Annotated in this window: 19 protein-coding genes; 11 read left to right on the top strand and 8 right to left on the bottom strand. The window is 64.1% G+C overall.

Annotation, left to right across the window (positions count from 1 at the left end):
• Positions 1–15 precede the first annotated feature (15 nt).
• Positions 16–339, top strand: a complete 324-nt coding sequence (locus FJ492_RS26955; protein WP_140773287.1) for a phosphoribosyl-ATP diphosphatase — start codon at positions 16–18, stop codon at positions 337–339.
• Between the two features lie 24 nt (positions 340–363).
• A complete protein-coding gene (gene coaA / locus FJ492_RS26950; RefSeq protein WP_027142439.1) occupies positions 364–1323 on the top strand; it encodes a type I pantothenate kinase in 960 nt (319 codons plus the stop codon).
• A gap of 56 nt (positions 1324–1379) precedes the next feature.
• Here the strand turns inward: coaA and FJ492_RS26945 are convergent, their stop codons facing one another.
• From FJ492_RS26945 to FJ492_RS26925, 5 genes are all read right to left on the bottom strand, one after another.
• Positions 1380–2927, bottom strand: coding sequence for a DegQ family serine endoprotease (locus tag FJ492_RS26945; protein ID WP_140773285.1), 1548 nt, complete (start codon positions 2925–2927; stop codon positions 1380–1382).
• Between the two features lie 185 nt (positions 2928–3112).
• On the bottom strand, positions 3113–3787 hold the full coding sequence (locus FJ492_RS26940; protein WP_140773316.1) for an MBL fold metallo-hydrolase: 675 nt from the start codon (positions 3785–3787) through the stop codon (positions 3113–3115).
• A 79-nt stretch (positions 3788–3866) separates the two neighbouring features.
• Entirely contained in the window at positions 3867–5033 is a 1167-nt protein-coding gene (locus tag FJ492_RS26935; protein WP_140773282.1) for a diphosphate--fructose-6-phosphate 1-phosphotransferase, read from the bottom strand.
• Between the two features lie 98 nt (positions 5034–5131).
• A complete protein-coding gene (locus FJ492_RS26930) occupies positions 5132–5899 on the bottom strand; it encodes a L,D-transpeptidase (protein ID WP_140715272.1) in 768 nt (255 codons plus the stop codon).
• An 11-nt stretch (positions 5900–5910) separates the two neighbouring features.
• Positions 5911–6153 (bottom strand): hypothetical protein, encoded by a 243-nt coding sequence (locus FJ492_RS26925; RefSeq protein ID WP_140773280.1) that lies wholly within the window; start codon positions 6151–6153, stop codon positions 5911–5913.
• Here FJ492_RS26925 and FJ492_RS26920 point away from each other — a divergent pair.
• Positions 6152–6775 (top strand): LysE family translocator, encoded by a 624-nt coding sequence (locus tag FJ492_RS26920; RefSeq protein WP_140773278.1) that lies wholly within the window; start codon positions 6152–6154, stop codon positions 6773–6775. The genes FJ492_RS26925 and FJ492_RS26920 overlap by 2 nt on opposite strands.
• Before the next feature lie 76 nt (positions 6776–6851).
• On the opposite strand, the gene FJ492_RS26915 is transcribed toward FJ492_RS26920, so the two are convergent.
• Positions 6852–9632: an autotransporter outer membrane beta-barrel domain-containing protein gene (locus FJ492_RS26915; RefSeq protein ID WP_140773276.1), complete on the bottom strand. Its 2781-nt coding sequence runs from the start codon at positions 9630–9632 to the stop codon at positions 6852–6854.
• 226 nt (positions 9633–9858) lie between these two features.
• Between FJ492_RS26915 and FJ492_RS26910 the strand changes: the two genes are divergently transcribed.
• Together FJ492_RS26910 and xylB are read left to right on the top strand one after the other, a co-directional pair.
• Entirely contained in the window at positions 9859–11184 is a 1326-nt protein-coding gene (locus FJ492_RS26910; RefSeq protein WP_140715266.1) for a tetratricopeptide repeat protein, read from the top strand.
• An 80-nt stretch (positions 11185–11264) separates the two neighbouring features.
• Positions 11265–12719 carry a xylulokinase gene (gene xylB / locus FJ492_RS26905; protein WP_140773274.1) on the top strand — a complete coding sequence of 485 codons (1455 nt, stop codon included), beginning with the start codon at positions 11265–11267 and terminating at the stop codon, positions 12717–12719.
• Between the two features lie 197 nt (positions 12720–12916).
• Here the strand turns inward: xylB and FJ492_RS26895 are convergent, their stop codons facing one another.
• On the bottom strand, positions 12917–13279 hold the full coding sequence (locus FJ492_RS26895) for a nuclear transport factor 2 family protein (protein ID WP_140509647.1): 363 nt from the start codon (positions 13277–13279) through the stop codon (positions 12917–12919).
• A 112-nt stretch (positions 13280–13391) separates the two neighbouring features.
• Between FJ492_RS26895 and xylA the strand changes: the two genes are divergently transcribed.
• Positions 13392–14717, top strand: a complete 1326-nt coding sequence (xylA, locus tag FJ492_RS26890; RefSeq protein WP_140509649.1) for a xylose isomerase — start codon at positions 13392–13394, stop codon at positions 14715–14717.
• Between the two features lie 208 nt (positions 14718–14925).
• Entirely contained in the window at positions 14926–15135 is a 210-nt protein-coding gene (locus FJ492_RS26885; protein ID WP_027142450.1) for a hypothetical protein, read from the top strand.
• Between the two features lie 61 nt (positions 15136–15196).
• On the opposite strand, the gene FJ492_RS26880 is transcribed toward FJ492_RS26885, so the two are convergent.
• Positions 15197–16177, bottom strand: coding sequence for a GlxA family transcriptional regulator (locus FJ492_RS26880; protein ID WP_140773272.1), 981 nt, complete (start codon positions 16175–16177; stop codon positions 15197–15199).
• 79 nt (positions 16178–16256) lie between these two features.
• Here FJ492_RS26880 and FJ492_RS26875 point away from each other — a divergent pair, with 79 nt between their 5' ends.
• The 4 genes from FJ492_RS26875 to FJ492_RS26860 are packed head-to-tail and all read left to right on the top strand — an operon-like array spanning position 16257 to position 20085.
• Positions 16257–17174, top strand: a complete 918-nt coding sequence (locus FJ492_RS26875) for a 3-keto-5-aminohexanoate cleavage protein (protein ID WP_091586279.1) — start codon at positions 16257–16259, stop codon at positions 17172–17174.
• A gap of 22 nt (positions 17175–17196) precedes the next feature.
• Positions 17197–17826 (top strand): HD domain-containing protein, encoded by a 630-nt coding sequence (locus FJ492_RS26870; protein ID WP_140773269.1) that lies wholly within the window; start codon positions 17197–17199, stop codon positions 17824–17826.
• Positions 17823–18917 carry a 3-hydroxyacyl-CoA dehydrogenase NAD-binding domain-containing protein gene (locus FJ492_RS26865; RefSeq protein ID WP_140773267.1) on the top strand — a complete coding sequence of 365 codons (1095 nt, stop codon included), beginning with the start codon at positions 17823–17825 and terminating at the stop codon, positions 18915–18917. The genes FJ492_RS26870 and FJ492_RS26865 overlap by 4 nt, the downstream gene beginning before the upstream one ends.
• Before the next feature lie 4 nt (positions 18918–18921).
• Complete coding sequence (locus tag FJ492_RS26860; RefSeq protein WP_023772121.1) at positions 18922–20085, top strand: acyl-CoA dehydrogenase; 1164 nt, start codon at positions 18922–18924, stop codon at positions 20083–20085.
• The last annotated feature ends 32 nt before the right edge of the window (positions 20086–20117 follow it).

Raw genomic sequence — 20117 nt, 5'->3', positions numbered from 1 at the left:
AGAAGATAGATCGACATGGCCGAGTTTTCGCTCTCCGACCTGGAAAAAATCGTCAGCGACCGCGCCCATTCCGGCGATCCGGACTCGTGGACGGCCAAACTGTTCGCGCGCGGCATCGACAAGGCGGCGCAGAAGCTCGGCGAAGAGGCGGTCGAGACGGTCATCGCCGCCGTCAAGGGCGACAAACAGGGCCTCGTTTCGGAAAGCGCCGATCTTATATATCATTGGCTCGTCGTCCTCAGCATAGCGGGCGTTCCGCTGGATGACGTGCTCAAGGAGCTCGAAGGCCGCACCGGGCGTTCGGGCATCGCCGAGAAGGCGTCACGGCCCAAGGGCTGATCGGGAGGGAGGGCAGGTATCTCGATGGATCAGCTCGCGCCAACCGAGAAATATTCCCCGTTTCGCTTCTTCTCGGCCGAGCAATGGTCGCGGTTCCGGGCCGATACGCCGCTGACGCTGAGCGAGGACGAGTTCCGCCGCCTGCGTTCGCTCAACGACCCGGTCGACCTCGAAGAGGTCAAGCGCATCTATCTGTCGCTGTCGCGGCTTTTGTCGGCGCATGTCGAGGCGAGCCAGCTTCTGTTCAGGCAGCGCCAGGCCTTCTTCAACGCGGTCGACGTGGCCAAGACGCCGTTCATCATCGGCATCGCCGGTTCTGTCGCGGTCGGTAAATCGACCACGGCGCGCGTGCTCAAGGAACTTCTGGCGCGCTGGCCGTCGAGCCCCAAGGTCGATCTCATCACCACGGATGGCTTCCTGCTGCCCAACGAGGTGCTGCGCCGCGAAAACCTGATGGAGCGCAAGGGTTTCCCCGACAGCTACGATGTCGGCGCGCTGCTGCGTTTCCTGTCAGGCATCAAGTCGGCGTTGCCCGATGTCCGCGCGCCGGTCTATTCGCACCTGACCTATGACGTCATCCCCGGCGAGTTCGTCACCATCGACCGGCCCGACATCCTGATCTTCGAAGGCATCAACGTGCTGCAGCCGGGCAAGCTGCCGCAGGACGGCAAGATCGTGCCTTTCCTGTCGGACTTCTTCGACTTCGCCATCTATATCGATGCCGACGAGAAGCTGATCCATAATTGGTATATTTCGCGCTTCATGCGGCTGCGCGAGACCGCCTTCCGCAATCCGGACTCCTTCTTCCACCGCTATTCGCAGCTGTCGGAGGATGCGGCCAAGGCGATCGCCGAAGGCCTGTGGACCAACATCAACCTGAAAAACCTGCGCGAAAACATCCTGCCGACGCGCGCCCGCGCCGACTTGATCCTGCGCAAGGGCGCCGACCACCTGGTCCAGGAAGTGGCGCTGCGCAAATTATAGCCGGTAGAATCCGGCGTGGCGGGTTGTCCACAAGCCCGCCACGCCGGTGTCAGGTGTCAGCCATTGGCGAACGGCACGGCGACATAGATCTGCGTGTCGCCACGCTCCACCAGAAGCAGCACCGATTTGCGTCCGGACTTGCCGGCTTGGGAGATCGCTTGGGTCACCTGCCTGGCGTTCTTCACCGGAGCCTGGTTGACGGCGACGATGACATCGCCCGGCTGGATGCCGGCAGCCGCTGCCGGCTTGTCGGGATTGACGCTCGCAACCACCGCGCCGTGCTCGTTCTCGGGGAGGTTCATCTGCTGGCGAATGTCCGGCGTGATATCCATCAAGCCGAGGCCGATGGCCGGCGCGCGGGACCCCTGCTCGGTGCCCGGCGCGCTGGAGTTGCCAGTCGAGGCCGTCTTCACATCGTCGCTGTTGCGTCCGACATCGACGGAAATCTGTACGGCCTTGCCCTTGCGCCAGACATCCAGTGTCTCCCTGGCACCCGGCGCGACGTCGGCGACAGCCCGCGAAAGATCCTTGGGATCCTTGACGTCCTGCCCGGCGAAGCCGGTGATGACGTCGCCGGTCTCGACGCCGGCCTTGGCCGCGGGCGACCCGTCATTGACCTGCGAGACCAAGGCACCGCTGGGATGGTCCAGCCCGATGGCGCTTGCCACATCCGGGGTGACGGGCTGGATCTCGACGCCGAGATAGCCGTATTCGATGTTGCCGCCCTTCATCAGCTTGGCGACCACTTTCTCAGCCTGGTCCGACGGAATGGCGAAGCCCACACCGACGCTGCCGCCATTGGGCGAAAAGATCGCCGTGTTGATGCCGACGACATTCCCATTGACGTCCACCAGCGGGCCGCCGGAATTGCCGCGATTGATCGGCGCGTCGATCTGAATGAAATCGTCGAAGGGCCCGCTATGCAAATCGCGGCCACGCGCCGAGACGATGCCGGCCGTGACCGTGGTGCCGATGCCGAACGGATTGCCGATCGCTAGCACCTGATCACCCGTCATGAGCTTGTCGGAGTCACCCCATTTCACGGTTGGCAACGACTTGCCCGCTTTGATCTTCAGTACGGCGAGGTCGTTCTTGGTATCGTGACCGACCAGCTTGGCCGGAAGCTCCGTGCCGTCGTCGAGCGTGACCTTGATCGAGGAGGCGCCGTCGACGACGTGGTTGTTGGTGACGATGGTGCCGTCGGCACCGACGATGAAGCCCGAACCGAGCGCCTCGGCGCGCGGCAGCTGCTGTTGCGGAGGCGTCTTGGGACCAGGCATGCCCTGATCGCCGAAGAACTGTCGGAAATAATCGTCGAAGGGCGAATTGCCGTCGAAGGGCGACGCCCCGTTCATTGCTTCAGGCTGTGCTTTCATGAGCGTGGTGATGGTCACGACGGCCGGCTTGGTCGTGGCCACGATCGGCGCCAACGACCCCCTCGGGGCCATGGTCCCGGCAACGGGGGTCTGCGTCGTTGCAACCGTGTTGCCCGTGCCGACGCCGTTCGCGCCGTCGGCGAACGAGACGACAAAGGGAGATGCCAGCAGCGCGGCGCCCAGCAGGGCGGCGACGCGATGCCTACGAAGAATGCTCAGGTTTGACATGGTCGTTCTGTCCGGGCGAGGGGTTGATCCGCGCCGCGGGTCTTCCTGGGAGAGTGCCCGTCGGCGTGTCGGCGGCCGGGCTTGCCTGCCTCGCCACGCATGGCGGCCGGCCGGATCGACAACAACTATCTAGGGCGCCGATCCGCGCGATTTAGGGGTTTGGCCCGACCTTACGAAGATTTAATTCAGAGCACGCTTACGGACCGCAGATAGGCCGATGCGATTTCGCGCATGCGCCTGCCGTCGAAGCTCGGGCCGTGGCCGCCATGGCCGACGCGGACCGGCAGGTCGAGCAGCCGGCGCATCGTGTCGCGATAGGCTTCCCGGTCGGAATCCGGCAAATCGTCGATCAGCGTGTCGTCATAGATGGCGTCGCCGCTGAAGAACAGGCCATCGGCCTCGTCGAACAGCGCGATCGAATCCGGCGAGTGCCCGGGCAGATGCAGCACCCGAAACCGGCGATCGCCGAGATCGACCACGTCGCCTTCGTCGAGTGTGCGCGTCAACGGCGCCGGCGCTATCACATAGTCGGCCGATTTCCAGCCTGGCGCCGGCAGTTTCGAGACCGCGCCCTCGATATCACGGAACATGTAGGCGTAGGTCGCAGCCTCATCCATGCTCTCGAATTGCGCCGCGCTCATCCTTGGCCCGGCCCGCAGCGGGAATTCGTGCAGCGAGCCGACATGGTCGAGGTGGATATGGGTGGCGACGACCAGAAGCGGCTTGCCTTCGGGCGTCCTTATCTGCGGCGCCAGCGGGCAGATGCCCATGCCGGTATCGACCAGAAGGTCGGCATCGCGGCCGGTCAGATGCCAGATGTTGGCGCGCACATAGTCGTGCACGAACGGCTCGGTCAGCATCGTCGTCCTGTCGTCGACGATGCGCCTGGAGAACCAGCCTGAGTTCACGTGAGAATCCGGATAATGTGCAGGCCGGGCATCAGACGAACGGCTTTCCGACCTTGTATTTTTCCGGCACCAGCCGCTTGAGATAGGCCATGCCGGTCTCGGAAAGCTGGTTGGCCTCGGGCTTCATGAAATCGTCGGGCATGTGGCGGGTCTTGCCTGCGACGTTTTTCAGCGGCACCTTCTTCAGCACTATCTTGCTGCCATCATATTGCAACGCCACCGAGCCGCCGCCCTGTTCGGCGACGCCGACGGCGAAGGCGCCGGCATCGAACGCCTCCCGGGCATCGACCGGGTTGATGGCGCCGACATAGCCGCGTGGCATGTAGCCGAGCGCATCGACGCGTGCCCGCTTGCCCGGCAGCCCCTCGGCCAATGCCCGTTCGAGCGCCGCCGGCAGGTCGCTGCCCGACAGTTTGACGTTGCCGTGCTGATCGCGCTCGAGCTTATCCGCCGGCACCAGGCTTTCGACCAGCGCCTTGCCGTCGGCGGTGCTGACGCCTTCCGACACGGCGACGATGCAGCGCTTGTGGCGGTCGAGCGTGGCGCGCACGTCGTCGATGAAACCGGCGGCGGAGAACGGCCGCTCCGGCACGTAGACGAGATGCGGGCCGCTGTCGGGATCGAGTTGCCAGGCAGCCGCCGCCGCGGTCAGGAAACCGGCATGCCGGCCCATGACGATGCCGATATAGATGCCGGGCAGCGCGCGGAAATCGAGATCGACGGACAGGAAGGCGCCGGCGACGAATTCGGCCGCCGAAATGAAGCCCGGCGTATGGTCGTTTTCCTCGAGATCGTTGTCGATCGTCTTCGGCGCATGGACGAAGGCGATCTTGCCGCCGGCGGCATCGGTCAGGATTTGCTGCGTGCCCGAAGTGTCGTTGCCGCCGATATAGATGAAGGCGTCGGCGCCAGCCTTCTGCAGGCCCTTCAGGATGACCTCGCAATAGGCGGCATCCGGCTTGTCGCGCGTCGAGCCGAGGGCGGCGCTCGGCGTTCCGGCGATCAGCCGCAGCCGGTCCTCCGGGATGGCGGAAAGGTCGACATAGTTGCCGTCACGGATGCCGCGCACGCCGTGGATGGAGCCCAGCACCTTGGCGCCGGGATAACGCTTGCGGATCTCCAGCGTGGCGCCCACAACGGTCTGGTTAATGACGGCGGTCGGGCCGCCGCCCTGCGCGATGACAAAAGTTCCAGCCATTCCTGACGTCTCCCGAGGCGATGGTTTTCAAGGCACCTTGGCCTGTCTTGTCGCCTCGCGCAACGGAAGAGTCTGGCGGCCGCAAACCGCGGCCACGATCACATGACGACGACCGGGTTTTTCTTCGATACCCGGCTGTAGAGGTCGATGATGTCCTGGTTGATCAGGCGCACGCAGCCCGACGACATCGCCTGGCCGATGCTCCACCATTCGGGCGAGCCATGGATGCGGTAGCCGGTGTCCTTGCCGTCCTGGTAGATGTAGAGCGCGCGGGCGCCGAGCGGATTGGTGAGGCCGCCGGGCTGGCCGCCCTGCCACTTCACCAGTTCGGGCTTGCGCTGGATCATTTCGGGCGGCGGCGTCCAGGTCGGCCATTCCCGGCCGTACTGGATGTTGGCGCGGCCAGACCAGCGAAAGCCATCCTTGCCGATGCCGACGCCGTAGCGGATGGCGTCGCCGCCCGGCTGGACGAGATAGAGCATGCGTTCCTTGAGATGCACGACGATGGTGCCGGGCGCCTCGCCAGTGGTGTCGACGACGATCTGGCGGCGGAATTCCGGCTTGACCTTGAGATAGGGCACCTCGGGCACGTTGAAGCCGTTGTCAGTCAAGGAGGCGTACATGACGTCGGGACTGGTGATGTTCTTGTCGACGCTGATCGAGGGCCGGATCGGCACCGAACCCGTGACCGTATCGTCGAGCTGGAGCGCCGGCAGGTCGCCGCCACCCGAAGTCGAACAGCCGGCGACGCCGAGCAGCGCCAAAGCGCCGGCCCCGGAAAGGACGGCGCGGCGGGAGAGAAGAAAATCGGTTTCGATTGCGTCGCCGTTTCGTGGCGGCGTCGGACCTTGCGGCAACTCACGCATATACCCAAACCCTACGCTTTCGGCGGGAAGCACGGTCCGGCCGGATAGCGGGCATTTTCATCATTCATGGTTGACAAAGCGTGAATGCCTTGTGCTGCTTGCGTTTGCTGAGCGGCGCGAACTGACACCGAGTTGCCGCTGGCGCAATTGTGCCGGTTGCCGGGCCGGAATGCGCGAAAACAAAGATTCGGCCCTTTACATTCTTCGGGACCCAAGGATTTATCCTCTTCTTTAAGCTCAAGGGAGACGAGCATGTCCTTCGAAACCTGGGCCGCCTTCGCTGCCGCGTCGAGCATCCTTCTCATCATCCCGGGCCCGACCATCCTTCTGGTCGTGTCCTATGCGCTGGGCCAGGGCTGGCGCACGGCCTTGCCGATGGCCGTCGGCGTGGCGCTCGGCGACTTCACCGCCATGACCCTGTCGATGCTGGGCATCGGCGCGCTGCTTGCGGCTTCCGCCACTGTCTTCACCATCCTGAAGCTGATCGGCGCCGGCTATCTGATCTATCTCGGCGTGAAACTGTTCCGCGCCGGCGGTACGCTGAGGGCCGAACCGCGCACCGACACGGTGTCGTCGGCCAAGATGATGGCGCATGCCTGGCTGGTCACCGCGCTCAACCCGAAGAGCATCACCTTCTTCGTCGCCTTCCTGCCGCAGTTTCTCGACCGGCATGCCAATTTCTGGACGCAGATGCTGATTTTCGAGACGACGTTCCTGGCGCTCGCCTTCGCCAACGCCTTCGGTTACGCTCTGATCGCGGCACGCGCCCGCAACGTGGTGCGCAATCCCAAGGCGATCCGCATCTTCAACCGCACCGGCGGCACGCTGCTGGTCGGCGCCGGCATCGCCACGGTGGCGATGCGGTCCAGCAATTGAGAAACGCATCCAAGGTGTGTTGAGATTCAGGTCGGACCATTTGCAGGCAGGCTGAACCTCGTCACAGCTGCTTGCTTCACCATTTGACGCTGAAGCCCAGATTGCCCTCGAGGATGTGGCGTTTGTCGCCGCCGAGGTTGGTGGTGTAGTCGCCGGTGGCGAAGATGCTGACCTTGTCCGTCACTTTGGCGACGATACCGCCGTCGAACTCGAACGAGGTCGACCTGCCCTCGGTCGAGATGTCGGTGGTGCCGAAGCTGACACGGTCGGTGCCGCCGAAATCATGCCAGATATTGGCCTTGAGGTAAGGCTGCAGCGCTATGCCGTTGACAGTGGTCTCGCCTTGCAGGCGAGCGCCCAGCCGGCCGGTGATGCTGCCGTCGCTGTCGAAGGAAACCGACGAGAAACGATCCTTGGTATCGTCGAGCGACAGATGCTGCCAGATCAGTTGCGCCTGCGGTTCGAGCGTCCAGCCCTGCGCCAGCGCTATGGGATAGCCGCCCTCCAGTGAGGCGGTGACACCTGTTCCGCCAATATCGATACCGACGTCGCGCGACGACGTGGCGTCGCCGCCGAAGAAGGTGGCCATGAGGACGCCGTCGAGGTACCAGCCGCCCTGGCCGATGCGGTAGCCGCCGACACTGGTGCCGTTGGCGTCGAGCTTGCCGACGGACAGATCATTCTGCCCCAGTGCCTGGCCGCGCACATCGCCCTTCATGCTGGCATAGGCGACGAACAGGCCGGCGCGATCGATCGCCCCCGACGCGGTTTCGCGTCCGAAAACGTCGAAGCCCGCCTGCAGGCCGAACAAGGTGCCGTCGAAGGACGGCGACACCGTTCCCGACCAGCCCATCTTGGCGTCCTGGCCGTAGATGCGGCCCCAGACCGGCGACAGCTCCGCGTTCGACAACAGGCTCTGTTCGCCGCGCCGCTCGTGGAAGGTGCCGAGTGTCGTCATCGCCAGATGCTCGGCCACCGGCGGCAAGGCCGAGTAGGTGGGCACCTCGACGCGGTAGAGCAGGATCGTCTCGCCGGCTGCCGGCGTCGGCAGGTCCGGCACGGCGGTCGGCACCACCGGCGGTGGCGGTGGCGGATCCGCTGGCGGCGCTGGCGGTGGTGCCGGTGGCGCCTCGGGCTCGGGGTCGCTCGCCTGCACCGGTGGTGTCGAATCGACCGGCGGGTTGTTGATGTCGCCATCGGTCGGCAGCGGCACCGGCGGCAGCTCGGACGGTGGTGGCGGCGGCTCGGTCCGCGGCGCCTCCGGCTCTGGCTGCGGCGGCGGTTCAAGCGCCGACGGCCCAGCGGCCGGTGTTGCCGGTGTGTTCAGGGTCGATCGCAGATACCAGTTCTGCTCGCTGCCGGCGCTGACGCCGCCCTTGAAGAGATAATATTCGAAGGCGCCGGCAGCGACCGGCGCATCAAGGGCAAAGGCGCCGGCGCTCGACGTGGCGCTGTTGACCGCCTGGACGAGCATGATGCCGTCGGCGGTGGTCTGCGCCCCGGCGCCGCCGACATTGACCACGGCAATGCCGGTCGAGCCCGAGGCCGTGCCGCCGGACAGCACCAGCCGGTCGGAAGCGGAGCGGTCGTCGCCAAGCTCGGTCTGGAGGAGGAGCAATCCGCCCATCCCGACATAGTTGCCCGATATGGTCAGGCGATCGGTGGCGCCGGTGCTGCCGTTGGTCAGGTCGATGCGGCCGGCATTGACCACTTCGGCCAACTGTCCCGCGGTAAAGGCCTGGATGGAGCTGTTGAAGCCGCCGCCATAGAGGGTGCTTGCCTGGTCGACGCTGAGCTTTCCGGTGCCCGTGCCGCTGTCGCCCAGCACGAGATTGCCGTCCAGGATCAGTTGGGTGTCGTTGGTGGCGTCGATGGTTTCCCAGTTCTGAACTCTGGCGATGCCGTCCAGCTTGACGTTGTCGAAGGTGAGCGCATCGGTGCCCAGGCCGCCATTCAGCGCATCGGCTCCGCCAAGATTGGCCTTGGTGAGATTGCTGAGCTTGGCGGTATCGTTGTCGGCGCCGAGGTCGACCGAGCCATAGATGATGCCGCCGCCGTTCCAGACGAAATTGTCGGCGCCGAAGCTCATCAGCACATCGCCGCCTACCGTGCCGCCTGTTATCGTCACGCTGTCGTTGCCGCCGCTGACGCTGATGTTGCCGCCGATCGTGCCCCCGGAGAGAATGATGGTGTCCTGATCGAAGCCGGTGACGAGGTTGCGGTCGATGATGCCGCCCGACATGTTGAAATAGTTCTTGTCGAGCTTCATGTTGACACGGCCGATGCGGCCCCCGGTCATCACGGCACGGTCGCCGTCGTCGAAGAAATCGATGATGCGCCCGCCGGTCATGGTGAAGGTGTCCAGCCCGTCGCCCTGGTTCAGCGAACCGACTAGGCCGCCGCTCATGTTGAAATCGTCAATGCCGGCGCCCTGCTGGACATTGCCGGAGACGATGCCGCTGCCGATGGTGAAGAAATCCGTGCCATCACCCTGATCGACCGTGCCGGTGATGGTGCCGGACTGCATGTCGATGCGGTCCGTGCCGGCGCCGAAAGTGACGTTGCCGCTCACCTGGCCGGTACCGCCGGCGGGAAAGGTCAGCGTGTTGTTGCCGTTGATGTCGTTGAGGCTGCCGCCCGAATCGCCACTATCGCAAGTGAAGGTGTCATTGCCCGGAGACGGAACCAGCACGCATGCCGCGAAGGCCGCGGAGCCAGGCAGCAACATCAGCGATGTAATTGCAAGTAAGCTAATAAACCCAGAGTTGATTCGCCTTGGCCTTCGCCGCGCCAAAGAAATAGCCTTGCCGATGTGCTCCGAGCCGCTGTTCGGAAGCTGTATTTCAAAGTTCCGCATCGCGTCCCCTCTCAGATCGCGATTTCAAGCCCCTTGCCCGCGCCGCAATGAAGCCACAATTCGTTCGCTTTTACAAAGCCTAATCTGCCTCTCATGGTTGATGAACTGCAAAAATAGCTGACATGGTGCAGATGTGCCCGTGATTGGCGTTGCCGTGGCCCATGCTTTAAGATCATGTTGGACCGAGGGGCATCATGCCCATGGGGCGCCGACCAAGGACTCTCGCATGACTATCCGGGACGCATCCGGCTTGGCATTTTCGGGCGCGACGGACGCGGGATTCGCACCCTACGGCCAGGCCGTGCGCGAATTGCAGTGTTTCGTTGGCGATCCGGTGAACTCCGTCGACCGCGCCATCGCGCAGGACCCCGGTTTCGTCATGGCGCATGTCTTCAAGGGCTACCTTTTCGGCCTTGCCACCGAACCGGAGGCGACGGCCATGGCCAGGACCTGCCACAAGGCGGCGCTGCCGCTTGCCGCGACAACGCGCGAGCGTGCGCATGTCTCGGCCCTCGGCCACCTTGCCAACGGGCGCTGGCATCAGGCCTCCGGCATCCTGCAGGACATAGCGATCGATTTCCCGCTGGACGCCGTGGCGCTCCAGGTCGGACATCAGGTCGATTTCTTCACCGGCAACGCCCGCATGCTGCGCGACCGAATCGCACGTGCCCTGTCGTCATGGCAGACCGACATGCCGGGTTACCACGCCATCCTCGGCATGCAGGCTTTTGGGCTCGAAGAGATGGGCGAGTATACGCAGGCCGAAAGACTGGGTCGTATAGCGGTCGAGATCGAACCGCGCGACGGCTGGGCGCAACATGCGGTGGCGCATGTGATGGAAATGCAAAGCCGGCAAAGGGACGGCATTGCCTGGATGCGTGCCGATCCCGAAGCCTGGACGAAGGAGAGCTTCCTCCAGGTCCACAATTGGTGGCACCTTGCATTGTTCCACTACGATCTCGGCGAAACCTGCGAGGTGCTGGCGCTCTATGACGGGCCGATCTACGGCACCAGATCGACGCTGGCGCTCAACATGGTCGATGCATCGGCGATCCTGTGGCGGCTCCATCTCGGTGGCGTCGATGTCGGCGACCGCTGGGCAACACTGGCCGCCAATTGGGTGCCCAAGGCCGGCGCCGGCAACTATGCCTTCAACGACGCCCACGCGATGATGGCCTTTGTCGGCGCTGGGCTCGACGCTCCGGCCCGGATCTTGCTCGAGGCACAGCGCGAGGCGATGCGGGGCAATGACGACAACGCGGTTTTCACGCGGGATGTCGGACATCCCCTGACGCTTGCGATCAAGGCGTTCGGAGAGGGCAACTACGCCGAAACCATCCGGCTGATCGGTCCGATCCGGGCCATCGCCCATCGCTTTGGCGGCAGCCACGCGCAGCGCGACGTCATCGATCTCACGCTGATCGAGGCCGCCCTGCGCGCCGGCGACGGCGCGCTCGCCCAGGCACTGACGACGGAGCGCTCGACGGCGCGCCCGGACAGTCCGCTGGCGGCGCTGTTTTCGCGACGCGCCGCCGATTTGTCAGAGAATTGACCCGGAGCGGATCTTGCCTTAAAAACTGCTCAAGTATATTTTTTCGGACTCCGAAAAAAATAACGACGTGGGAGGACACCATGTATCTCGGCCTCGACCTGGGCACATCGGGCGTCAAGGCGCTGCTGATCGATGCCGGACAGGGCGTCATCGGCTCCGGCCATGGCACGCTTGATGTCTCTCGGCCACATCCTGGCTGGTCCGAACAGGATCCGCTGCATTGGATACGCGCCTGCGAGGACGCGATCGCCGAATTGAAGGCGTCCTATCCCAAGCAGTTCGCCGCGGTGAAGGGCATCGGCCTGTCCGGCCAGATGCATGGCGCGACCTTGCTCGATGCGGCCGATCATGTGCTGCGCCCGTGCATCCTGTGGAACGATACGCGTAGCCATCTCGAGGCAGCGGCCCTCGATGCCGATCCACGCTTCCGCGCGCTCACCGGCAACATTGTATTTCCCGGTTTCACCGCGCCGAAACTCGCCTGGGTGAAGAACAACGAGCCCGCTGTCTTCGCCAAGGTGGCAAAGGTGCTTTTGCCGAAGGATTTCCTGCGGCTTTGGCTGACCGGCGAACATATTTCCGAAATGTCCGACTCGGCCGGCACGTCCTGGCTCGACGTCGGGAAGCGCCGCTGGTCCGCGGACCTGCTCGCCGCGACATCGCTTGACGAGAGCCGTATGCCAGCGCTGGTCGAGGGCACCGCGAAAGCTGGCGGTCTGCGCGCCGAACTCGCATCGCAATGGGGTATCCAGGCTGGCATCCCGATCGCCGGCGGCGCCGGCGACAATGCGGCTTCCGCCTGCGGCATGGGCACGGTCGGCGCCGGCCAGGCTTTTGTCTCGCTCGGCACGTCGGGCGTGCTGTTTGCCGCAAACGCGTCCTACCTGCCGAACCCGGCAAGCGCGGTGCACACCTTCTGCCATGCGCTGCCCGACACCTGGCACCAGATGGGCGTCATCCTGTCGGCAACCGATTCACTCAACTGGCTGTGCGAGATCACGGGCAAGGGCGCCGGCGAGCTGACATCGGAACTCGGCGAGGCGCTGAAGGCGCCGACCGGCGTGTCCTTCCTGCCCTATCTCTCAGGCGAGCGTACGCCACACAATGATTCGGCCGTTCGCGGTTCCTTCACTGGCTTGGCGCATGAATCGAGCCGCGCCGTGCTAACCCAGGCCGTGCTCGAAGGCGTCGCGTTTGCCTTCCGCGACAGCCTCGAAGCGTTGAAGACGGCCGGCACGACCTTGACGCGCGTGACCGCGATCGGCGGCGGCTCGCGCTCGCGCTACTGGCTGAAGGCGATCGCCACCGCGCTGCAACTGCCGGTCGACATCCCCGCCGACGGCGATTTCGGCGCCGCCTTTGGTGCCGCCCGGCTCGGCCTGATAGCCGCGACCGGCGCCGATCCGCTGGCTGTGTGCTCCGCGCCGAAGACCGACGCCACGATCGAACCAGATTCCGGTCTGGCCGGTGCCTACGCGGATGCTTACCAGCGTTACCGGGCACTGTATCCGGCGATCAAAGCAGTAACCGCGTGAGTTGGCGCCAGGCACCCCCCTCTGCCCTGCCGGGCATCTCCCCCTCAAGGGGGGAGATCGGCAGTTTCACCGTAGGCGACAATTCTGCAACGTTGGTTATTGGCGAAAACAGCCAAAACAGACAATCTCCCCCCTTGAGGGGGAGATGGCCGGCAGGCCAGAGGGGGGCGCCTCGCATCCCCCTTTCCAAGTTGCCCTCACTGAGCCGGCACCTTGTCCAGGAAACCGGTGACGCTCTTCAGGCGGCCGTTCTCGATGATTCCGATATCGGTGCCTTCGATGACGGAAGGGGTGCCCTCGGGCCCGAGGTTCCAGGAGAAGCGGATTTTGTCGGCAAAGCCGTCCGGCGTGCCCTTCAGCGAGAAGCGGAAGCCGGCAAAGCGTTGCTGCACACCGTCGATCAGCGCCGCGACGCCTTCATGGCCGTCGCCCTGCATGAGCGGATCGCGATAGCTGACGTCCTCGGTGAAAACAGCCCTGAGCAAGGCCGCCCGGCGGTCGGCATCGGCTTCGTTCCAGGCGGTGATGTAATTTTGGGCGATCGTGTTGAGGTCGGTCATGGTCTGTCTCTTTCGTTTGACGGTTTTGACATGACCGTTTTCGACCAGCGCCGGCGTGAAACCAATTACGCCTGAGGTAATCAGGCAAAACTATCTTGGAGAGGAAGAGAACATGAGCAGCGGCTTTTTCGGCGACATCCAGAAAATCAAATATGAGGGCCCGGATTCGACCAATCCGCTGGCCTATCGCTTCTACAATCCCGACGAAGTGGTGGCCGGCAAGCGGATGGAAGACCATCTGCGCTTTGCCGTCGCCTACTGGCATTCCTTCGCCTGGCCGGGCGGCGACCCGTTCGGTGGCCAGACCTTCGACCGTCCCTGGTTCCCCAAGGCCGGCGGCGTCGACACGATGGAACTGGCGAAACTGAAGGCGGATGTCGCCTTCGAGATGTTCTCGCTGCTCGGCGCGCCTTATTTCTGTTTCCACGACGCCGATGTGCGGCCCGAGGGCAAGGATTTCTCCGAAAGTGCGGCCCGCCTCGATGAAATCGCGGATTATTTCGCCACCAAGATGAAGCAGACCGGCGTCAAGCTTCTCTGGGGCACGGCGAACCTGTTTTCCAATCGCCGTTTCATGTCGGGTGCAGCGACCAATCCCGATCCGGATGTATTCGCCTACGCCGCCGCGACGGTGAAGAGCTGCATCGACGTCACCAAGCGGCTGAAGGGCGAGAATTACGTGCTGTGGGGCGGGCGCGAGGGCTATGAGACGCTCCTCAATACCGACCTTGCCCGCGAGCAGGAACAGGCCGGCCGTTTCCTGAACCTCGTCGTCGACTACAAGCACAAGATCGGCTTCAAGGGCACCATCCTGATCGAGCCGAAGCCGCAGGAGCCGACAAAACACCAGTATGACTACGACGTCGCGACCGTCTACGGCTTCCTCAAGCGCTTCGGCCTGGAGAAGGAGGTCAAGCTCAACATCGAGCAGGGCCACGCTATCCTGGCCGGCCATTCCTTCGAGCATGAGCTGGCGCTGGCCAATGCGCTCGGCGTCTTCGGGTCGATCGACATGAACCGCAACGATTACCAGTCGGGCTGGGACACTGACCAGTTCCCCAACAATGTGCCGGAGATGGCGCTGGCCTATTACCAAGTCCTCCAGGCCGGCGGCTTCAAGACCGGCGGCACCAATTTCGATGCCAAGCTGCGCCGCCAGTCGCTCGACCCGCAGGATCTGCTGATCGGTCATATCGGCGGCATGGATTCTTGTGCGCGCGGCCTGAAGGCGGCGGCCCGCATGGTCGAGGACAAGGCGCTGTCGGCTCCGCTCGCCGAACGCTACGCCGGCTGGAACGGCGCCGAGGCCAAGGCAATGCTGTCGGGCAAGCGCACGCTGGAAGAGATCGCCGAGCGCGTGGTGAAGAAGAAGATCGAACCGCAGCCGCGCTCCGGCCGCCAGGAACTGCTCGAAAACATCGTCAACCGCTACGTCTGACGCTGCCTGACCGCCGGCAATCCAAGCCGGCGCACTATGCGATTCGAGAGCTTGGCGCGCGGAAACCTTTTGCGCGCCATGCTGAAACCGACGACAAGGTTTTGCCCCTAAGCGCCCCTCAATCGCCCAGCTCTTGCCTTCAAACTGCCGTCACGAATCTCGTATAGATATTGCTCGTGGCGGGAGAGGAAGAAGGAGGCGAACCGATATGCAGAATGAACGTGAAATCGACGCCCTGCTCTCACCTGGCGAGGCCGGATCGATCATCGACCGGCTGATGGCAATGCCGCATCCAAAGCAGGGCGCACGCAGCACCAATGAATGGGACCGCGCCGTTGCCAGCCGCTTCGAGACCCATCTCGCGCGGCAGATGCGCTCGCAGATCGATGGCGGCAGCGACCGCCAGAATGCGGCATAAGCTCTCTTTATCTGTGCATGTCGTTGCCCCAAAACCGCTACACAGTTTTGGGCGACCTGCACTACCCCCGGCGAAGCCTCACAGGGGCTTCGCCAAAAGCTCTTGAAAAGGCTCTGGAAAAGGCCGCGGCAGACGAGAACCCCGTCCGCCCGGCGATATCCGCCATGGCGATCCGCGTGTCGACCACAAGCCGGCGCGCGGCACCCAGGCGCAGCCTGAGATAATAGGCGCCCGGTGTCTCGCCGATCGACTTGCGAAAGATGCTTTCCAGCGTCCGTGCTGTCACCCCGGCGCGCCTGGCAACCGCCTCTACGGTCAGCGGCTGATCGACATGCGATTCCATCAGCCGGATCGCCTGCGCCAGCCGCGGATCATAGCCGTCGAGCCGGCCGAGCGAGACCAGCGGCTGGGCATCGGTCGCGGCCCGCGCCTGGTCGTAGATGAAGACGCTGGCGACATCGAGCGCCACCGCCATGCCGAGGCGCGTGCGAATGAGATGCAGCATCAGGTCGAAGGTCGGCGAAGCTCCGCCCGACGTGAACACCGGCCCGTCGATGACGTAGCGGTCCGGCCGGACATCGACGCCGGGGAATGCCGAGGAAAAGTCCTCCATGTCCTCCCAGTGGGTGGTGGCGCTGCGGCCTTCCAGCAGGCCGGCGCGCGCCACCAGCCAGGTGCCGGCCTCGACGCCGCCGCACGCACGGGCCGCTCGCGCCGCCCGCCGCAAAGCTGAGAGGAGAGCCGACGTCGCATAGTTTTGGGTGCCGAAGCCGGCGACGACGACAAGCACATCGGTTGCCTCATTGGCGTCGAAACGGCCGCTGACCGCCACCGGCAGGCCGCATGTGGTGACCGGCGCCTCGCCTGTCACCGAGACCAGCTTGAAATCGAACAGGGTCTCGCCGGAAATGCGATTGGCGGCGCGCAGCGGGTCGACGGCGGAGGCCACGCACATGATCGACGAGCCGGAAAACACCAGCAACGTCACCTTGAGCGGCGTGCGCTCGGCGCGAAAGATATCCGGTTTTTCGCTTTTGATCATATCGCCTTCGTAAAACGCAAAGCAGCTTTGATCAAGTCGAGCGATGCTAGCGGCTGTTTCGAATGGGAGGAGAGTTTCGATGCCGCTCGCGATGAACCGTGAGGTCTTCATTACCTGCGCCGTGACGGGTTCCGGCGGTTCGCAGGACCGCTCGCCGCATGTGCCGCGCTCGCCCAAGCAGATCGCCGATTCGGCGATCGATGCGGCCAAGGCAGGCGCTGCCATCGTCCACTGCCATGTGCGCGACCCCGAAACCGGCAAGCCCAGGCGCGACGTGCATCTCTACCGCGAAGTGACAGAGCGCATCCGCGCGGCGGACGTCGACGTCATCCTGAACCTGACCGCCGGCATGGGCGGAGACATGGTGTTCGGCTCGCCGGAAGCGCCGCTGCCGCTCAACGAAAAGGGCACCGACATGGGCGGCGCCACCAACCGCATGGAACATGTGCGCCAATGCCTGCCGGAAATCTGCACGCTGGACTGCGGCACCATGAATTTCGCCGAAGCCGATTATGTCATGACCAACACGCCCGGCATGCTGCGCGCCATGGGCGGCATGATGACGGCGCTCGGCGTCAAGCCCGAGATCGAGGCCTTCGACACCGGGCATCTCTGGTTCGCCAAGCAGCTGGTCGAGGAAAAGGTGCTCAACCCCGACGCGCTGGTGCAGCTTTGCATGGGTGTGCCGTGGGGTGCGCCCGACGACCTCAACACCTTCATGGCGATGGTCAACAACGTGCCGTCGACATGGAACTGGTCGGCCTTCGCCATCGGCCGCAACCAGATGGCCTATGCAGCGGCGGCGGTGCTCGCCGGCGGCAATGTCCGCGTCGGGCTAGAGGACAATCTGTGGCTCGACAAGGGCGTTCTGGCGACCAATGCGCAGTTGGTCGAGCGCGCCGCCTCGATCGTCACCAATCTCGGCGCCAGGATCCTGGGACCGGAGGAAGTTCGCAAAAAGCTCAACCTGACCAAGCGAGCGCCGATAGCGGCATAAATTATTCGCAGGGAGGGTCGATATGGCTACCGTAAAATTCACCGCGATGAAGGATGGCGACAGGCAAGACTACGAGTTCCTGACCGCCCACGAAATAGACTATGCGGCCAAGACCGGCGAGCGGCTGCTCGACGCGCTGGTGCAGCTCGACGAGGGCCTTTCCGGCTACAAGATCACCCGGCTCGGCCATTCGCTGCAGGCGGCGACACGCGCCTGGCGCGACGGCGCCGACACCGACTGGATCGCCTGCACGCTGCTGCACGACATCGGCGACATCTACGCGCCCTACAATCACGACGAATACGCCGCTTCGATCCTGAAACCCTTCGTGCGCGAGCAATGCACCTGGGTGGTCGAGAAGCACGGCGATTTCCAGCGCCTCTACTACGCCCACCATCTCGGCGGCAATCGCCATGCGCGCGACCGCTTCGCCGGCCATGCCTATTTCGACGATTGCGACCAGTTCTGCGAGCGCTGGGACCAGTCGAGCTTCGACCCCGACTATGAGACGCTGCCGATCGAATTCTTCCGGCCCTTCGTCCTCGAAGTTTTCGCCCGCAAGGCCTATGACCCGTCGGTCATTCGCGCCGGCAAGCGCGTGTCTCTGACCGATCCCGAAACCGCCAGGACAAGAACCGGAGCCTCTCAATGAGCATCATCAACAAGGCGGCCGCCATTGGCGGCGGCGTCATCGGCGCCGGCTGGGTGGCGCGCCTGCTCTTGAACGGCATCGACGTCTCGATCTTCGATCCTGATCCGGAGGCCTCGCGCAAGGTCTCGGAAGTGATGAAGGGCGCGCGTCGCGCCTACAAGCAGATGGTTCCCGGTGGCCTGCCCAAGGAAGGCAAGCTGACCTTCGCCAAGACCATCGCCGAAGCGGTGGCCGATGCCGATTTCATCCAGGAGAGCGTTCCGGAACAGCTCGACCTCAAGCATCGCGTGCTGGCCGAGATCGACACCCATGCGCCCGCCAACGCCATTGTCGGCTCGTCGACCTCCGGCATCAAGCCGACCGATATGCAGGTGGCGATGAAGAAGCATCCGGAGCGGCTGGTCGTCGGCCATCCGTTCAACCCGGTCTATCTGCTGCCGCTGGTCGAGATCGTCGGCGGCGACCAGACCTTCCCCGAAGCGATCGAGGTCGCCAAGGAAATCTACGCCTCGATCGGCATGAAGCCGGTCGTCATCCGCAAGGAGATCGAGGCCTTCGTCGGCGACCGCCTGCTCGAAGCCGCCTGGCGCGAGGCGCTGTGGCTGATTAAGGACGGCATCTGCACGGTCGAGGAACTCGACGACATCATGCGCTACGGCTTCGGCCTGCGCTGGGCGCAGATGGGCATGTTCCAGGTCTATCGCGTCGCCGGCGGCGAAGCCGGCATGCGCCACTTCATGGCGCAGTTCGGACCGTGCCTGAAATGGCCGTGGACCAAGCTGATGGACGTGCCGGAATTCAACGACGAGCTGGTCGACCTGATCGCCACCCAGTCGGACGACCAGGCGCACGGCCTGTCGATCCGCGAGCTGGAAAAGATCCGTGACGACAATCTGGTCGCGATCATGGACGCGCTGTCGAAGCAGAACAAGGGCAAGGGCTGGGGCGCCGGCGCGCTGCACAAGGACTATACCAAGCAACTCGCCAAGCTGGCGGCGAAGAAGCCCGTGGCTTCCAAGGCGGCCGAAAGGGCCAAGGCCGCCAAGCCGGTGAAGCGGGCCGAAAAGCCGAAGAAAAAGAAGAAGGGCTGAGACCATGGATTTCGGTCTTTCGGAAGAGCAGAAACTCATTGTCGAGACGACGCGCGCCTTCGTCGAGAACGAGCTTTATCCGCATGAACGCGAGGTCGAGCGCACCGGCGTGCTGCGCCGCGAGCTGATCGAAGAGATCAAGGCCAAGGCGATCGAGGCCGGGCTCTATGCCGCCAACATGCCGGCCGATGTCGGCGGCGCGGGGCTCGATACGGTGACCTGGCTGCTCTATGAGAAGGAGCTTGGCCGAGCCAATTACGCGCTGCACTGGACCTGCGTTGCGCGCCCCTCCAACATCCTGCTCGCCGGCACGCCGGAGCAGCGTGAAAAGTACCTTTTCCCCTGCATCCGCGGCGAGAAATGGGATTGCCTGGCGATGACGGAGCCCGGCGCCGGCTCCGACCTGCGCGGCATGAAGGCGACCGCCGTGCAGGATGGCGACGACTGGGTGCTGAACGGCACCAAGCATTTTATCTCGCACGCCGATCTTGCCGATTTCGCCATCGTCTTCATGGCCTCGGGCGAGGAGGATTCACCGCGTGGAAAACGAAAGAAGATCACCGCCTTCTTCGTCGACAAGGGCACCAAGGGATTTACGGTGCGCGACGGTTATCGCAACGTCTCGCATCGTGGCTATACCAACGCCATCCTCGAATTCGACGACTGCCGCCTGCCGGCATCCCAGGTTCTGGGCGAGGTGCACAAGGGCTTCGATGTCGCCAATTCCTGGCTCGGCGCGACGCGCCTGCAGGTCGGCGCCACCTGCCTAGGCCGCGCCGAGCGGGCGCTTGGCCATGCGGTCGAATATGCCGCGCAGCGCCAGCAGTTCGGCCAGCAGATCGGCAAGTTCCAGGGCGTGTCGTTCAAGCTTGCCGACATGGCGACGGAACTGAAGGCCGCCGACCTGATGGTGTTCGAAGCCGGCTGGAAGTACGATCAGGGCACCGTCACCGACCAGGACATGGCCATGGCCAAGCTGAAGGCCACCGAAATGCTTGCCTTTGTCGCCGACGAGGCGATCCAGATCCATGGCGGCATGGGGCTGATGGATGACCTGCCGCTGGAACGCATCTGGCGTGACGCCCGCGTCGAACGCATCTGGGAAGGCACGTCGGAGATTCAGCGACATATTATTTCGCGGGCGCTGCTGCGCCCGTTCGGTGCTTAGAGCATGATAGCCAAAACCGGCATCCGGCTCTG

It is taken from the genome of Mesorhizobium sp. B2-5-4, from assembly GCF_006441095.1.
Classification (GTDB): Bacteria; Pseudomonadota; Alphaproteobacteria; order Rhizobiales; family Rhizobiaceae; genus Mesorhizobium; species Mesorhizobium salmacidum.
Note: the sequence above shows the minus strand (reverse complement) of the source record. Positions and strands in the feature narration are given on the sequence as shown.

What these genes read in the sequence shown, in the direction of transcription:
- FJ492_RS26955 (WP_140773287.1), top strand. Translation starts at nt 16, where the DNA reads ATGGCCGAGTTTTCGCTCTCCGACCTGGAAAAAATCGTCAGCGACCGC.
- coaA (WP_027142439.1), top strand. Translation starts at nt 364, where the DNA reads ATGGATCAGCTCGCGCCAACCGAGAAATATTCCCCGTTTCGCTTCTTC.
- FJ492_RS26945 (WP_140773285.1), bottom strand. Translation starts at nt 2,927, where the DNA reads ATGTCAAACCTGAGCATTCTTCGTAGGCATCGCGTCGCCGCCCTGCTG.
- FJ492_RS26940 (WP_140773316.1), bottom strand. Translation starts at nt 3,787, where the DNA reads ATGCTGACCGAGCCGTTCGTGCACGACTATGTGCGCGCCAACATCTGG.
- FJ492_RS26935 (WP_140773282.1), bottom strand. Translation starts at nt 5,033, where the DNA reads ATGGCTGGAACTTTTGTCATCGCGCAGGGCGGCGGCCCGACCGCCGTC.
- FJ492_RS26930 (WP_140715272.1), bottom strand. Translation starts at nt 5,899, where the DNA reads ATGCGTGAGTTGCCGCAAGGTCCGACGCCGCCACGAAACGGCGACGCA.
- FJ492_RS26920 (WP_140773278.1), top strand. Translation starts at nt 6,152, where the DNA reads ATGTCCTTCGAAACCTGGGCCGCCTTCGCTGCCGCGTCGAGCATCCTT.
- FJ492_RS26925 (WP_140773280.1), bottom strand. Translation starts at nt 6,153, where the DNA reads ATGCTCGTCTCCCTTGAGCTTAAAGAAGAGGATAAATCCTTGGGTCCC.
- FJ492_RS26915 (WP_140773276.1), bottom strand. Translation starts at nt 9,632, where the DNA reads ATGCGGAACTTTGAAATACAGCTTCCGAACAGCGGCTCGGAGCACATC.
- FJ492_RS26910 (WP_140715266.1), top strand. Translation starts at nt 9,859, where the DNA reads ATGACTATCCGGGACGCATCCGGCTTGGCATTTTCGGGCGCGACGGAC.
- xylB (WP_140773274.1), top strand. Translation starts at nt 11,265, where the DNA reads ATGTATCTCGGCCTCGACCTGGGCACATCGGGCGTCAAGGCGCTGCTG.
- FJ492_RS26895 (WP_140509647.1), bottom strand. Translation starts at nt 13,279, where the DNA reads ATGACCGACCTCAACACGATCGCCCAAAATTACATCACCGCCTGGAAC.
- xylA (WP_140509649.1), top strand. Translation starts at nt 13,392, where the DNA reads ATGAGCAGCGGCTTTTTCGGCGACATCCAGAAAATCAAATATGAGGGC.
- FJ492_RS26885 (WP_027142450.1), top strand. Translation starts at nt 14,926, where the DNA reads ATGCAGAATGAACGTGAAATCGACGCCCTGCTCTCACCTGGCGAGGCC.
- FJ492_RS26880 (WP_140773272.1), bottom strand. Translation starts at nt 16,177, where the DNA reads ATGATCAAAAGCGAAAAACCGGATATCTTTCGCGCCGAGCGCACGCCG.
- FJ492_RS26875 (WP_091586279.1), top strand. Translation starts at nt 16,257, where the DNA reads ATGCCGCTCGCGATGAACCGTGAGGTCTTCATTACCTGCGCCGTGACG.
- FJ492_RS26870 (WP_140773269.1), top strand. Translation starts at nt 17,197, where the DNA reads ATGGCTACCGTAAAATTCACCGCGATGAAGGATGGCGACAGGCAAGAC.
- FJ492_RS26865 (WP_140773267.1), top strand. Translation starts at nt 17,823, where the DNA reads ATGAGCATCATCAACAAGGCGGCCGCCATTGGCGGCGGCGTCATCGGC.
- FJ492_RS26860 (WP_023772121.1), top strand. Translation starts at nt 18,922, where the DNA reads ATGGATTTCGGTCTTTCGGAAGAGCAGAAACTCATTGTCGAGACGACG.